Raw genomic sequence first — 15176 nt, 5'->3', positions numbered from 1 at the left:
ACACCAATCAGAAAATGCCTGAGCTTCTATGGTTTAGCCTTACCAAATTTTCTCCAGCTTCAGCACAAAACCCGGTAAAACCGGCTCACCGCTAACAGTAGCAGGATTGTCTAACCGTTCGGTTTCCATCCCAGGACGATAAACATAGACCCCTCGATGCTTGCGGTCTATCAGCCAGCCGAGCTTTGCGCCATTATCGATATACTCGGTCACTTTATTTTGCAAGGTTTGTAGCTTGTCACTAGGAGAGCGTAACTCCACCACAAAATCAGGACAGATGGGAGCAAACCTTTCCTGTTTCTCAGTTGGGATGGTATCCCAACGCTCTAGCTTAATCCACGAAGCATCAGGGGAACGTTCTGCACCATTGGGAAGCTTGAAACCAGTAGAGGAATCAAAGCCAATGCCTGTACCGTCGTCATCCGTCCAGTTGGCAAGCTGTTGAATTAGTTTGAAATTTCGGTTTCCTGTCACTCCCCCCGTTGGAGACATAATTATGATTTCCCCTGCCGATGTGCGTTCAATGCGTAATTCCCGGTTAATCTGACAAAATTCCAAGAACTGGTCATCATCCATAGCCAGTGCTGGGGGCATCCTCAGCACAATCGGACTGGTATCAACAGGTGTGGTGGCTACTGTCATGACTAATTAAGTGGCTTCGAGCACTGTGGGGAGTTTGTTCTATTCTAAGGGGAGCGCCCAGAGTGGTTCTAAGGTTTAGTGCCATTTCAGTATGACAGCTGTGGGCCAGACTTGACACAAGATGCTGTTTCAGGTTTTGGTCAAAAAGTCAAGATCCATGGGATCTGTTTTTAGCCAGTTGATCGGTGAAAGGCTACTAATACTATCCCCAAACAATTAGGATGAATGACCCGACAGCCACACGACCAATTTGCCAAACAGTATCTCAAGGAGTTGCTAACACCTCATGGTCAGGTGCAAATCAGCCGTGAAGTAACTAGTGAAGTTCGTCAAGTCGATATTTGGTTTCTACCAGCAGCTTCTTCATCTACACCAGCCCAGGTTTTAGGATTGCTCGGTGAGATGGTATCAAAGGCCTGTTTATTGGAACCGTTCCGGAATGCCATCGGGATCATGGCGGTGCGTAATTGTCTGCTGAAGTTGTTTGCCCTCTACGGTGACCTGCAGCGGAAGGCACGACGAGAGGTGCGACCCGTGGCGAATTTAATTCGCCAACGGAAAGCGCACCTAAGAAAAATTCTGTCAGTGAAACTGACTTGCCCTGTTTATGGATTCTTTCCCCTTCCTGTTCAAGCAACCTATTGAATGGTTTTGCTGCCAAACTTGATGATTCCGGGCATTGGGTAGAAGGAGTTTACTTTTTGCCTGAGTTGTTCAAGACAGCCCTGGTGGCCATTAACCAGCTGCCGGTTATCGAAGAAACCCTCTGGTTGAGAGTTTTGGGACGCAATCGCACTCAGGAGCAAGCCATTAAGGAATTGGTGGCACTGCCAGTTGGACACCCTTTACGGGGCAATATCTTAGAGATTCTGGCCAACTGGCGCATCAAAATAGAGGAGAGTGAAGATTTAAGTGAAGATGAGAGGGAATTAATTATGAATTTATCACCAGCTTATTTGCGTTGGCGAGAAGAAACTTTAGAACAAGGCCGGGAACAAGGCCGGGAACAAGGCCGGGAACAAGGCCGGGAACAAGGCCGGGAACAAGGCCGGGAACAAGGCAATTTAGATGGACAGCGCCTGATGGTGGAGAATCTACTGGCAGGGCGGTTTGGCCGTGTTGATCTCGAGTTATCCGAGACGATTGAGCCTTTGATGCAGTTGCCGATCACAGAGCGTACTCAAGTGTTGCTTAACCTGTCCCGTGAGGAACTGTTGGAGAGGTTTGGAAAGAGTCTATCTGATTGATAGGAAGTGTAAGCATGAAGCGGTCAGCGATCAGCTTCTTGAGGCTTTTCGATCATCACGCTTGGTGCGCTTTCCGTGATGGCGAACGCGCCCCGCGTGACCTACGCTCAAGGGATTGCTCGCCATCACGGGTCGTACCTCATGTACTCGTCCCAGGGCTAAATGCCTATGTTTGTCTTGATTTAAAAGCTGACCCCTCAGAAGCTGATCCCTGAATTCTTACAGCTAGAGTGTATCTGTTTAACCATTTAAAGGTAACTTGTCAACTGCTATGCCTTCCTGATTCAATTAATTTTTTTAAAAGTCTTGCTAGATAAATAAAAATCTAGTCAACCAGCCAATTAATAGTACAATATCAGCAAAAATAAAGTACCATCATAAGTAGCTGCTTAGTTATTTTTTTTATAGTTAATATTTATTATTGCATTTTATGTTAATTTTTTATTTTTAACAATTAAATATCATATTATCAATATAAGTAATTTACTAAAGCATTGCTCATAAAAAAAACTTATGTAGAGACATTATAGCTAACATCTCTACATAATATATAGCAAATATCAGTGATGTTTGAGGTACTTTTTCCTAGGCTTTAGGAGGCAGGGATCAGGGAGCAGGGAGCACGGAGCACGGAGCAGGGAAAAGGGAAGAGCGAAGAGGTAAGAGGTAAAAAATATTGTATACCTCATAACAATAATAAACGCTATATAATAATATCTAAAAATAGATAAAGTCTCTACTCTGTTTATTGATCAGGGATTGCATACATTCACTGAATGCTTATAGGTGACCACTGACATGATAGCTAATAGCTAAAGATTCGTTAGCTTGAAAGCCAAGACAACACCCTGAGATTACTAGTTAGTTGTAAACAGAAAGATAGCTATATGACAAATCTAATCATACGTTCCATATACGACATCCAAGGTGAAGGTCATATATCACCATTTGTTGGTCAGTCTGTCGCCACTACAGGTATTGTGACTGGGGTAGCGAGCAACGGCTTCTACCTACAAGACCCTTATGGAGATAATAATGATGCCACCTCAGACGGAATTTTTGTCTTTACCGATTCTACTCCTACAGTCAGAATCGGTGACGAAGTGCAAGTGAGTGGTGATGTCGAAGAATTTCGGCCTAGTAACCGTTCCAATGACTTAACCCTGACTCAAATTACTAACCTAACTAATATTAGGGTCTTATCATCGAACAACCCTTTACCTACTGCAGTGGTTATCGGTGAAGACCGTACATTACCTACAGAAATTATTGATGATGATGATTTAACTGACTTCTACGAAAGCCTAGAAGGGATGCGGGTGCAAATCAATAATGCTGTAGCGGTTTCTGCTACCAATAGCTTTGGTGAAATTTGGGCGGTTCCAGGTGATGGCATTGCTATTAGTGACGGTGACTTCAATCCAGAGCGAATTCAGATTGATGACACTCTATTGAATGGCACCTCTCCTATGGTTAATGTGGGTGACGAGCTCGGTACTGTAACAGGGATACTTAGCTACAGTTTCGGTAACTTTGAACTCCAGTCTACTGAACCAATTAGTGCTACATCCGGTAACCTAACGCCAGAAATAACGAATACAGAAACGTTACCAATTGTCGATGTAAAGATAAAGAGTGAGTTTGCTGAGGAAGCTAGCGACAATGACCTAATTTTGGCTCCCTTGACCTTACCTGAGCCAACTATTATCAATGGCACCGCAGGTAGTGAGAAGCTGACTGGTACTGATAACAATGACATTATCACTGGTTTCCAAGGTCGAGATCTGCTCACTGGTGGTGGTGGTAATGATCAGTTTGTTTACACCTCAGAGCGAGATGCTGGCGATCAGATCACCGACTTTGAAGTGGGAAGTGACAAAATTGTTCTTACTGAGTTATTTAATAATAACGGAATTACAGTTGCTAATTATGCGGATGCGATTAATCAGGGCTTTCTGAGTTTTGCTTCAGAGGACAATTATGCTGTTGTTTTATTTGACAAAGATGGCTCTGATGACAGCAATTATCAAGGGGTTTTCAGGGAATTAGAACAGGAATTTCCGTTTCCTTCTTTAAATACTAACTCAGATGGAAGTCAGATATTTCTGGTTCTAGAAAATGTTGATGTTGTTGAGCTACATGATGCTAGTAATTTTGTGATATGAAAGGTTGTTCGCGTAGCGTGGCCAATAGGCCAAGCTTAGGAGGTTAAAGGTTGAAGGTTGGGAGGTTGAAGGTTGAAGGTTGGGAGGTTGAAGGTTGAAGGTTGGGAGGTTGAAGGTTGAAGGTTGGGAGGTTGAATAATGTTGAATAATCTTTATCCTGTTCCAAATAATTTTTAACGTTTTTTAGCTGATTTTCGGTGCTTCTCAAGGGCTACAATAAATCCCGCTCCTGTTAGAGTTGGTAGTCTACTCAGAAGACCTCTTGCAAAGTTCCAAAACTATTGCTAGCTTGCCTACTCCCGACTCCCTAATCCCGACTCCCGACTCCCGACTCCCGACTCCCGACTCCCGACTCCCTATCATTTGCGCCAAGACAAACGAACAGGCATTTCCGACCGTGGCATCAATTCTGGGATCTCATGGGTAGCTTTAAACCTTGCCATGCGGTTACCATACCAGTTAGCTCCTGGAAAAGCTGTTAAACCATGAGCAAACACACTGATCAACACCGTCAGCACCATAGTACTAAAAATAACTTCACTACCCTTAATTCCATCCCCCTCTAAAATTAGTAAACCATACAATATTGACGCCACTCCCCTCGGTCCAAACCAGCCGATAAATAAGATAGTATACCAACGCAACTTCATGCCAATCACACTAATAGCAACCCCTACCATCCGAGCAATAGTCAGAGTAGCAATGGCGTACAATACAATCTGCCAACTCACCTCATCCAGAGCAGGAAACACCATCATTGAGCCATAAATCATAAAAATCAGCAGCACCAGCAACTGTCCCTCTGCTTCTCCAAACTCATACAAACAATCACAAATTGATGGAGCCGTATTCCCTAGGGTTAAGCCAGCACAAAACGCCGCAATAAAACCATTTCCCCCCACTAATTCTGCGATCGCATAAGCGCATAACGACAGTCCTAATACCGATAAATCTTCAAAACTATGAGTAATCCACTTGCGGCGAACACTCTGTGACACCAACCAACCGCCAATATAGCCAATTGCTACCCCAACGATTGGCCCTAGAATCACTTGCATCGCAGCAAAGCGAAACCAAAAGCTTGCTGTTCCCGTTCCTTCCATTGTTCCAGCTAAGGAGAGGAAAATTAATAGAATCGGTAAGCAAATACCATCATTCAAACCACTTTCAACATTGAGGGATTGACGAATACAAATCGGAACACGAGAACTGCTGACCACCGCTTGTCCTAAAGCCGCATCAGTGGGAGCCAGAATTGTTGCCAAGGCTGCTGCTTCCCAGAATTCTAACCTACCTCCAAGCAACAGTACTGCCAAAATTGTTCCTAGGATAATTGTCAGCGGTAGACCAATACCTAACAAACGTACCGGTAAATTGTAGTCTCGACGCAACAGTTTAAGATTAATCCGAGAAGCATCAGTGAATAAAACCAGAATCAAGGTAAATTCAGCAATTATCCGAACAAGCTCATGCTCTACCTCCAAATTTAATAAACCCAACAATGGCGGACTCAATAAAAGTCCAAAGATAACAAAAGCCATCGGTGGCGTAATTATACTTTTCTCAATGCGCCCAGAAATTAAACCAAAGCCGAGGATAAATAGGGCAATAATCGCAAATAGTTCAGTGTTCATGGAATTTCTCTAAGTCCTGAGTGCGTCAGTGCTATAGCAAAGGGAACAGGGAGCAGGGAGTAGGGAGTAGGGAGCAGGGAGTAGGGAAAAAAAGCTGTGTACCTCATAGTTATGAAAAGCGCTGATAGCTGATAGCTGATAGCTGATAGCTGATAGCTGATAGCTGATAGCTGATAGCTTTAGTTACAAAAGTCTCTTCTTTCCACCCAAGCCAATCAGCCATATCACAACAAACAACCAGTGAATGAAGACAGCTGTCCAAATGGAGCCACTTTGAAGATAAGCAATAGTACAACTAATTCCTAAAAGTGTGGCTAGAAATATAAAAATAGGTTTAAAAAATGTTTCCCGTGCCGCCGGATAGAAGGTGATAGCATTCAGCGGATGATAGATAACAAAAATGAGTAAACTGACTGTAGACCAAGCGGATAGTGAAATTAAGGAAGGGTTTTCTGAGGGATGAGGTAATAATAAAACCCGGAAAAATATCTCTTCAAGTATTGCTGGTGTAAACAGAGCAGTTATCATAATCTTTAGCACTATAGGCCAAGAGGTTTTGACATTAACCGCACTTAAATCAGTTTCCCTCAATAAAGGGGATAATGAGGTATCAGGATCAGTTTCTTTTGATAAGGGGGATAATGGGGATTGCTCAATGGTAAGTAAGTTTTGATCCAGTTGCAGAAAGCCATTACGTAAACCAATCGGTAAAGCAATTAAACCATATATCATAATTAAGATAACGACAATTACCCAAGCTTGACCATCAGGAAACGTTAATATCCCAGCCATCAAGCGCTCGGTAACTCTTTCAGCAAATTTGGCCGATATCTCCATAGTGACATCTCCATACTGACATCTCTATAACGTAAGCATTCAGCCGTCAGCCATCAGTAGTCAGTAGTCAGTGTTTAGTAGTCACTTGTGAGCGGTGAAGCCTGGGCCTTTGGCACCTCAAGTACCATGCACGTAGCCCATTAGCTGATAGCTGATAGCTGTTCGCGTTCGCGAAGCGTGGCCATTCGCGTAGCGTGGCCAACGGCCAAGGCCAAGCGTGCGCGTAGCGCATAAGCTGATAGCTTACTCTATAACTATTAACATAAGCATGTTAATACTTCTAAAGATTTACCAAACCATGACGCGATCGCGTAGCGTAGCCCTTCGGGCTAATCGCATAAATTTAATCACTCCAGGTTCAGACACTCCAGCAATCTTAATAAATCCATTTTTTTCCAAAACTCGGATAGATGGAATCAATTCCGGTAACGTCTCTGCTATCACTACCTCAATTGTCACATGGGAAAATGCCCAACTAATCAGTGCATTAACTGCTTCCGTAGCGTATCCAAACCTTTGAAACTCTGGTAGCACAGAATAGCCAATTTCTACCATACCATCCCGGGTAGCTTGTCCCTTAAAACCACCAATACCGATTAATTTTCGTTCATTTTTGCTCTTGTCTAGAAGAACAAAATACCAGCACCACCAACCAATCTGATCCGAACCCTCCCTTAACCGTTGTGCAGTAAATTTCATAGTGCCAGTATGATGGCCTTCTGGGGGCCAAGCTTTTGGAATGTGAGCATCAATTAAAGCAGTAAACCGTGAGGGAGTCATTTCTGATTGCACCAGTTCTGGTGTACCGGCAATAAGTTCCAATCTATCGGTGGTGATGCTGATGTAAGTCAATATTTAAAATTCCCCATATCCAATGTTTAAAAAAGTTTAATTTAATGGTTAAATCAACGTTTAAATTTTGCTTTTATTAACATCATTTTTTTAGTTTTAACCAGAATTCATACTTAATCTATCAGCTTAAGCGCTACGCGCACGCGTGCGCGTTCAGCTTATGGGCTATGGGTAAGCTACGATAACAGCTTTTAAATCAAACAGGTAACCTTCATTTAATCTGATTTAAGTCTGCACCTCAAGTAGCTTCAGCTAAAGGCTGACGGCTGAATGCTGACGGCACCTCAAGCAGCGTGCGCGTAGCGCATATGCTTACATTTATACTCCCTTAAACCCGACTTGCATTTCTTTAGTCGATGCTCTCACAATTAGAGTATCAGTTTTAGGAAGTTTGCGAGAAATACCAATTTGATTTAGGACAATGCCGCAAATAATTACAGCACCCCCAATATACTGAGCTATTGTTGGTACTTCTGAGAGAATCAAGTAAGCTGCTAAAATGCCCGCTACTGGACTAAAGGAACTGGCCAGAGAAACATCGGATGCAGTAGTAGTCTTCAAACCCTTAAACCAACAGAGTTGACCCCCTACTACAATCACAGCCCCATAGAGGATCATCCATTGCCACACAAACGGTGAGAAAGCATTCATAAAGTGACCTACTCCAAATAACTTAATCACCACAACAAAGAAAATCACTGTACCTGTAGCGGTTCTGAACACCGTAAAGATTCCCAAAGGGATTTGGCGCAGTTTCACTTTACTAATAATCGTAGAAATTGCTAATGCGATCGCACCTGCTGCTGCCATCAATTCACCGACACCAATCCTAAAGCCTCCCGCCATAGTAATCATGTTTTCCTGGGGAGGCTGAAGCACAATAGTCAGGATGACACCAATAAATGAAACAATCGCACCAGCTATCACCCAACGATTTACCCGTTCTTTGAGAAGTAAAACTGACAAAGCCAAAGCCAGAGGAGGCTCAATGCGTCCAATCAGCACTACATTATTAACAGCAGTGCGCTCAAGAGCGATAAATATCAGAGATGGTGCCAGTGCTCCTGACAAAACTGCGACACCCAGTAACCCTAACCAATCTGTTCCAGACAGTTGTCTTAGGGATCGAAAATTCCACTGTCGCCCATAAATAGCAATCAACGCTAACAACGCGCAGAGATTGCCAACAAACAAAACATTACAGAACGAAATAGGATTTCTACCATCAATTAAATTATCTGCACCTAGTTCAGTCAGCTTACGAATGACCGAATTCGCTGCTGCAAAAATTAGGATAGCGATCAATAAGTAACCACGCCCTGGAATCCGATTCAACCAATCTGTTGTTTTAGCAATGAAACTTGACATAGACGTTGACAATAGCAAAGTTTAAATGACAGGGTAAGCGCAAGAATCAATAAGCCTAGGCTTATTGATAAAAAAACCGCGCCATTCTCAACAAATTAATTCTATTGCGAGTACAGTTCTACTAGATTATAGGGGTTTCGAGCCACGATCAACCGATATCCATCCAATGCACATTATGGGCAATTTTTTCTTGCGCTTACCCTAGTTTCAATGAATTATATCCTGTCCAGATGTACCATCGATTCAAAATGAGACACAGTTTATCTCATCAAGACGCATAACTGAGTCTTGTTGGAATTGTGACTTATAGGCGGCACGGATATCTTCAATAGCTTGCTCTGCCTTTGCAGAGCGCTTATAAAGGATCATCACCATACGGGACTCCTCCTGTATTGTCTTGTCTGTTTTAGCATCTCGCCATTGTCCTGATATTTTGTCAATGCTTAGCCCATCTGGAAATCGAGGGCTTATTACATTATCAAGGAACTTTTGCCATACTAGAGGTTCCACTTTTCCGCCACCAGGGATGTTTAAACCAAAATAGAGTTCAACCTTAGACATGGTTTGGCCTTCTACTGGACAAGATGATGATGCGAGATTGCTTTGAGGGAAAGTCAACAAAAATAATACAAAAATTACTACGACACAAATGAAGTTACTTAATGTTTTCATAGTTAGACAATGAGCTCTTATAGCACTATAGCACCGTAGCACAATTTAACGTTTATTTATGCCCACCTACTTAATTGAGCCAGAGTTAGGTAATAACTATACCTGTAGGATGGGTTAATAACGCACCCTACCACTGAGGTCTTAAATAAAAGTATTGTCCAGAAATCATTTAGAATCACTATAGTCAGCACATTGTTGGATCAGTTTGGCAATTAATCCAGTCCAACCAGTTTGGTGGCTTGCTCCAATTCCTAAGCCACTATCACCATGGAAATATTCATAGAACAGAATTAAATTGTGCCAATTCGGATCAGTTTGAAATTCCTGAATTTTGCCATAAATAGGACGATGACTGGATTGATTTTTCTGGAAAATCCCAATCAGACGCCGGGATAGTTCTACAGAAACTTCTCCAAGGGTCATCAGATTACCTGACCCTGTCGGGCATTCCACTTTAAAGGTATCTCCTAAATAGTAATGGAAGGTTTGTAAGGATTCAATTAAGAGATAGTTAAGGGGCATCCAAATCGGACCACGCCAGTTAGAATTCCCCCCAAATAACCCATTACTAGATTCAGCGGGTTCGTAGTCTACACGATGTTCGTGATCATTGACATAAAATCGATAAGGATTATCCTTATGAAACTTAGAAATGGCTCGGATACCATAGTCACTTAAAAACTCATTTTCATCCAACAACTTGCTCATAATGCGGCGGAATTTATCACTTTCTACCACTTTTCCAAGAGTCATATAACATAGAGCAAGCATCCGCTTTGCGCCTACTCCCTTAGTTTCCATACAGGCAACATTGCGTTTGAGATCAGGGCGATGTTGAATAAACCACTCCAATCGTTTTTTAAAACCCGGAAGTTTATTGAGCGTTTCTGGTTCTATAGTAGTGACGGCAAACAGAGGAATTAACCCTACCATGGAGCGTACTTTCAGGGGCAACTGTTCCTGATTAGGTAAGTGTAGCACATCATAGAAAAAGCCATCTTCTTCATCCCACAATTGCGTCTCATCTTCCCCAATATTATTCATCGCAGCGGCAATGTATAGGAAGTGTTCAAAAAACTTAGTAGCCATGTCTTCATAGACAGGGTTTTCTAAAGCTAATTCTAGGGCAATAGTGAGCATATTCAGACAGTACATTCCCATCCAGCTGGTGCCATCGGATTGCTCAATATATCCTCCGCTTGGAAGGTCTGAACTGCGGTCAAATACTCCAATATTATCTAAGCCTAAAAACCCTCCTTCAAATACATTGTTGCCGTCGAAATCTTTGCGGTTAACCCACCAGGTAAAGTTAAGCAGAAGCTTTTGAAAGACCCGTTCTAAAAACTGGCGATCGCCTGTTCCATGCAACTGTTTTTCGATCTGATAAACTTGCCAGGTTGCCCACCCATGCACGGGAGGATTGACATCTGAAAAGTTCCATTCATAGGCGGGAATTTGCCCATTGGGATGCATATACCACTCCCGCGTCATTAAGTCAAGTTGATTCTTAGCAAAATCTGGATCAATCATTGCTAAGGGGATGCAGTGGAATGCCAAATCCCATGCCGCAAACCAGGGATATTCCCATTTATCGGGCATCGAAATAATATCTGCATTGTTGAGATGATTCCATTGCTGATTCCTGACTTTTAGGCGTTCTGGTGGAGGTGGCGGTTGATTGGGGTCACCCTTGAGCCAGGTTTCTACGTCGTAGTAGTAATACTGTTTACTCCACAAAAGTCCTGCGAAGGCTTGACGCTGAATATTACGCTGATCGTCATTGAGTCCGGGTGGTGCGATCGCATTGTAAAACTGATCTGCTTCTGAGCGACGGGTGGCAAGAATCCGTGAAAACTCACTGCCAAAGGGTTGGGGGATATTGGGAGCATCACTCAGCCACAGCTTAATCACCTGAGTCTCCCCAGCACCAATAGTAAATCGGTAATGGGGAGCCACTTTTGTGCCGACTCTGCTAGGATTGACGGCATTCTTGTCACCTTGAACCACATAGTTGTTAATGCCATCTTTAACATAGGCAGACCGATTCTCTACCCCAAACAAGCGCTGATAATTGGTTTCGTTATCAGTAAATAATAATTCTGGTGAACCCTCACAGTAAAACCAGCGTTGTCCCAATGTGGGATGGGAGGCTTCCAGGACACTGAATTGCTGATCAGATTTAGCAACCTTGATTAGGGGTTTGGGAGAATTAGCATTCCAAGACCAAGTATTGCGGAACCAGAGAGTAGGTAGGATATGGAGGGTTTGAGAATCTGGTCCTCGATTAATGGCAGTAATTTGGATTAAAATTTGCTCCGCCGACGCTTTGGCATACTCTAGGAATACATCATAGTAACGATTTTCCTGGAATACCCCTGTATCGAGCAGTTCAAACTCTGCTGCTTCCGGTCCTCGACGTTGGTTTTCCTCGACTAGCCAAGTATAGGGAAACTCAGCTTGGGGATATTTGTACAATCCCTTCATGTAGGAGTGGGTAGGAGTACTATCTAGATAGAAATAATACTCTTTAACATCTTCCCCGTGATTACCTTCAGGGCCGGTTAAACCATAAATCCGTTCTTTAAGGATCGGGTCTTTCCCGTTCCATAGCGCTAGGGCAAAACACAAATACTGTTGATCATCACAAATACCCAAAATACCATCTTCGCCCCAACGGTAAGTACGCGATCGCGCCTGGTCATGGGTAAAATAATCCCACGCTTGTCCATCCGGGCTATAGTCTTCCCGTACTGTTCCCCACTGTCGCTCACTTAGGTAAGGCCCCCAGCGTTTCCAGTGGATAATGTGATTTCGAGCTTCTTCCAGTCTTTGATACTCTTCAGTCATAACTCAGGCCAGCTGCATCGCTTTTAAAATTTTTAGCTTAGTTGTGATTTGGTTTAAGGTTAGTTAGTTTAAGGTTTAAGGTTCGTTGCTTGAAGGTTGAAGGTTAGTTGGTTGAAGGTTGAAGGTTAGTTAGTTTAAGGTTGAAGGTTAGTTGGTTGAAGGTTGAAGGTTAGTTAGTTTAAGGTTTAAGGTTAGTTAGTTTAAGGTTTAAGGTTAGTTGCTTTAAGGTTTAAGGTCTGAATGCAATCAAGTATAGTTTGATCAGTTACTAATTAGCCATTACAAATTAATAATTATTAATTAATATCAATCATCAATTATCAATCATCAATTACCAATTATCAATTATTACGAGGTACACTCAAATTTCTTATCCCGACTCCCGACTCCCGACTCCCGACTCCCGACTCCTGACTCCCGACTCCTGACTCCCGACTCCCGCCCCAAATCTAAAAAACCTACCCCTGTCAGGTGTCCCCGTATTCCCCTGTAGCCCTTCACTTATGGGTAATTATTCCAATTTGAGATCAGCAACCAAGCACGAAGCACTTCTGCTACACTCCAAGCTTGGGCAAAACACCCTCGTGGGGTCATGGGGGCATCCCCGTCGAAAATTTCACTAATGCTCCCTACACAAGCAGCTTGGAGCTGATTAGCTATGGGGTCAATTATGGCAGGCTAATAATGGTATCACGCCCCCAATCCCCAAACCAAGGATACACTGCCATAATCGTTTTATCATCAGGTGCATCTGCTAACGGGCGGTTGACTATAAATTGGTCAGCCGCCCATACTAATTGTCGGATCCAACTGGGGGTAGTTTGGAGCTCATGGGCAGCATCCCAACGGTTGATTAACTGCTGCTCGTAAAATTTCTCGTCCCAAGTCATTAGTCATTAGTCATTGGTACTTGGTACTTGGTAATTTTGGCAATTGTTAAATTAAAATTGGTACTTGGTTAGTACCAATTTGAAGTTAGTTTAAGTTAAATTAAGTTAGTTTAAATTAATTTAAAGTTATTTGTTCATGGCAACAATTTCTGCAATATCCATAGAGCAAATCATCACAGCAGTGTCCTCAAAACTGACTAAGTTAAGATGATCCGGATTATCTATCAACTGTTGTGCTGCTAATAATCCAGCAATTGTCCAGGTTTGAACTTTCCTGGCTTTCTTGCCAATCAGGCGACCATTTTTACCATCATAGTACTCTGGCCAGTTATCCTTAAGTAGGCATTGGGAAGCAATGGTTAAGGCTTTACGAGCCAGTTCAGATTTCCCAGTTTTTTGTGCTGCTGCTGCTAATTCCCACAACAAGAAAGGCCAATTACCCGCATTATGGTAAGACCAAGGAGTATTTTTGGGATCACAACCTGTGATAATTTGCCAATCGCGACCTTCCAAAGCCGGAAAACAAACTTTCATGGGCATTTCTCCCACTAAATCCTCCCAGCGTTGCTCGATCAAGTCCATAATGGCTTGGGATTGTTCTTCAGTAGCTAGGGAAGTAATAATTGCCATTAAATTACCTTGGGCAAAAAAGCGAAAATCCATCCGTCCTGGTCCAAGGTTACCCACAAAATATCCCCCTGAATCTGGCAACCATTGCATTAGCCAATCTGGAATAGTGTCAGCATAGACATTAAACTTATTGATTGCGGCTTCACCGAACTCTTCCACATCGTAGCGATAGATTTCCTTGAGGCGGTCTAAATTCAACCAATAGTAATTCCGAATATGATAAGTCAGATGACCCAAGCGCTCCTTGACCACAGGAACGTAATCATCCTCTGGCAACAACAACTCACTGGCCGCCTGCAACGCAGTGTAGAATAGGGCTTGAATATCCAACGGATACCCATCAACTCCCATCCGTCGGTCAATCATGAAGGCACCATCGGGCACCAACATCGTGGGAAACAGATCAAATCGTTTAGTCAGACACAGATCTAAAACTAATTTGATTCCCCGTTGGAACCGTGTCTGGTGGGCAAGGGCTTGATCACCAGTTGCCTTGACATAAGCCCTTAAAATCAGCAACCACCACAAGCCAGAATCTACTGGAGCAACTCGTGCGATCGCATGTTCCCCAAAATCCGCCCCTAAATACTCCTGTTCCTTCTTATGTATTACTTTAAAGCTCGCTGGCATCAATCCTTGACCCGCCTTAAAGCAATCCATATGCTTTTCACGGCTTTGAAGCCCTAGGGTTTCGATCAAGAAATTGCGCACAATTTCTCCCTTGCCCTTCATCAGCAATGCCATAGCCGACACCGCGAAATCCCGCGTAAAGCACTGGTCATAATTCAGGGCTTCCATATCCGGGTCTTTCGACGCTACTGTGCCTACGGGATGTCCTTGATAATAGATAATCGAATCTTCCAGGGCTTGCCAAGCTGCCTCGATCAGATTACCTTCGCTTCCCATATAAAATTTCTCCTTTAAGTTGTCCATCTGGTTGATGCTAGCTTAACTTCTTTGAAAAAATCCTGAAGTACTTGGCTCGGATATCGAAAGACAGAGAAATTCGGGAACTTCGGATCAAGGAACTTCGGATCAAGGAACAGGGAATAGGTCAGAAGAATTGACGCAGTTTATATCATAAAAATACTAATGCTGCAAGGTATCAGCAAACAATCTTTAACAAAAAAACCTTCAACTGTAAGCACTCAGCCGTCAGCAGTCAGCCGTCAGCAGTCAGCTCACGCTGTCTTGATGCAGTCGCTCATGGGGGAAACCCCCAAGACCGCGCTGCATCGCTACTTGAGGTGCCGTCAGCTTATTTTATTCAAAGGTGCGCTCTTACCATTAAGAATTAAATTCGCGCTTATTGTCGCACCTAAAAGTACCGATTGCGCTACGCGCATTAGCTGATAGCTGATAGCTGATAGCTGATAGCTGATAGCTGATAGC

At 43.1% G+C, this 15176-nt stretch carries 15 protein-coding genes and 1 pseudogene; 5 read left to right on the top strand and 11 right to left on the bottom strand.

The window, feature by feature from the left end; genetic code table 11:
* Positions 1-39: 39 nt before the first annotated feature.
* Entirely contained in the window at positions 40-642 is a 603-nt protein-coding gene (locus BJP34_RS18350) for a Uma2 family endonuclease (RefSeq protein WP_070393591.1), read from the bottom strand.
* Between the two features lie 225 nt (positions 643-867).
* Here BJP34_RS18350 and BJP34_RS50070 point away from each other — a divergent pair, with 225 nt between their 5' ends.
* Positions 868-1287 (top strand): hypothetical protein, encoded by a 420-nt coding sequence (locus BJP34_RS50070; RefSeq protein ID WP_149031043.1) that lies wholly within the window; start codon positions 868-870, stop codon positions 1285-1287.
* On the top strand, positions 1284-1889 hold the full coding sequence (locus tag BJP34_RS50065; protein ID WP_149031042.1) for a hypothetical protein: 606 nt from the start codon (positions 1284-1286) through the stop codon (positions 1887-1889). Before BJP34_RS50070 ends, BJP34_RS50065 begins: the two co-directional genes overlap by 4 nt.
* 560 nt (positions 1890-2449) lie before the next feature.
* Here the strand turns inward: BJP34_RS50065 and BJP34_RS49060 are convergent.
* Positions 2450-2578 (bottom strand): hypothetical protein, encoded by a 129-nt coding sequence (locus BJP34_RS49060; protein ID WP_267876304.1) that lies wholly within the window; start codon positions 2576-2578, stop codon positions 2450-2452.
* Between the two features lie 198 nt (positions 2579-2776).
* Here BJP34_RS49060 and BJP34_RS18340 point away from each other — a divergent pair, with 198 nt between their 5' ends.
* Entirely contained in the window at positions 2777-4054 is a 1278-nt protein-coding gene (locus BJP34_RS18340) for a M10 family metallopeptidase C-terminal domain-containing protein (protein WP_070393590.1), read from the top strand.
* 238 nt (positions 4055-4292) lie between these two features.
* Positions 4293-4481 carry a hypothetical protein gene (locus BJP34_RS43645; protein WP_158517292.1) on the top strand — a complete coding sequence of 63 codons (189 nt, stop codon included), beginning with the start codon at positions 4293-4295 and terminating at the stop codon, positions 4479-4481.
* Here BJP34_RS43645 and BJP34_RS18335 read toward each other — a convergent pair.
* From BJP34_RS18335 to BJP34_RS18300, 9 genes and pseudogenes are all read right to left on the bottom strand, one after another.
* Positions 4414-5688: a cation:proton antiporter gene (locus BJP34_RS18335; RefSeq protein WP_070393589.1), complete on the bottom strand. Its 1275-nt coding sequence runs from the start codon at positions 5686-5688 to the stop codon at positions 4414-4416. The two genes, BJP34_RS43645 and BJP34_RS18335, sit on opposite strands and share 68 nt — an antisense overlap.
* Before the next feature lie 183 nt (positions 5689-5871).
* Positions 5872-6525, bottom strand: coding sequence for a type II CAAX prenyl endopeptidase Rce1 family protein (locus BJP34_RS18330; protein ID WP_070393588.1), 654 nt, complete (start codon positions 6523-6525; stop codon positions 5872-5874).
* Between the two features lie 288 nt (positions 6526-6813).
* Complete coding sequence (locus tag BJP34_RS18325; RefSeq protein ID WP_070393587.1) at positions 6814-7377, bottom strand: GNAT family N-acetyltransferase; 564 nt, start codon at positions 7375-7377, stop codon at positions 6814-6816.
* Positions 7378-7695: 318 nt separating this feature from the next.
* Entirely contained in the window at positions 7696-8745 is a 1050-nt protein-coding gene (locus BJP34_RS18320; protein WP_070393586.1) for a DMT family transporter, read from the bottom strand.
* A gap of 243 nt (positions 8746-8988) precedes the next feature.
* Positions 8989-9363 carry a DUF3574 domain-containing protein gene (locus tag BJP34_RS18315; protein ID WP_158517291.1) on the bottom strand — a complete coding sequence of 125 codons (375 nt, stop codon included), beginning with the start codon at positions 9361-9363 and terminating at the stop codon, positions 8989-8991.
* Between the two features lie 219 nt (positions 9364-9582).
* Positions 9583-12264 (bottom strand): MGH1-like glycoside hydrolase domain-containing protein, encoded by a 2682-nt coding sequence (locus BJP34_RS18310; protein ID WP_070393585.1) that lies wholly within the window; start codon positions 12262-12264, stop codon positions 9583-9585.
* Positions 12265-12765: 501 nt separating this feature from the next.
* Positions 12766-12894, bottom strand: a pseudogene (locus BJP34_RS37145) (amylo-alpha-1,6-glucosidase); the annotation flags it as partial.
* A 38-nt stretch (positions 12895-12932) separates the two neighbouring features.
* Positions 12933-13154, bottom strand: a complete 222-nt coding sequence (locus tag BJP34_RS18305) for an amylo-alpha-1,6-glucosidase (RefSeq protein ID WP_070393584.1) — start codon at positions 13152-13154, stop codon at positions 12933-12935.
* 126 nt (positions 13155-13280) lie between these two features.
* The gene (locus BJP34_RS18300; RefSeq protein WP_193431349.1) at positions 13281-14690 is read right to left on the bottom strand and encodes a glycoside hydrolase 100 family protein; all 1410 of its coding nucleotides are present in this window, start codon (positions 14688-14690) and stop codon (positions 13281-13283) included.
* Positions 14691-14978: 288 nt separating this feature from the next.
* On the opposite strand from BJP34_RS18300, the gene BJP34_RS43640 reads away from it, so the two are divergent.
* The gene (locus tag BJP34_RS43640) at positions 14979-15137 is read left to right on the top strand and encodes a hypothetical protein (protein WP_158517290.1); all 159 of its coding nucleotides are present in this window, start codon (positions 14979-14981) and stop codon (positions 15135-15137) included.
* The last annotated feature ends 39 nt before the right edge of the window (positions 15138-15176 follow it).

Source organism: Moorena producens PAL-8-15-08-1 (genome assembly GCF_001767235.1).
GTDB classification, from domain to species: domain Bacteria; phylum Cyanobacteriota; class Cyanobacteriia; order Cyanobacteriales; family Coleofasciculaceae; genus Moorena; species Moorena producens_A.
Note: the sequence above shows the minus strand (reverse complement) of the source record. Positions and strands in the feature narration are given on the sequence as shown.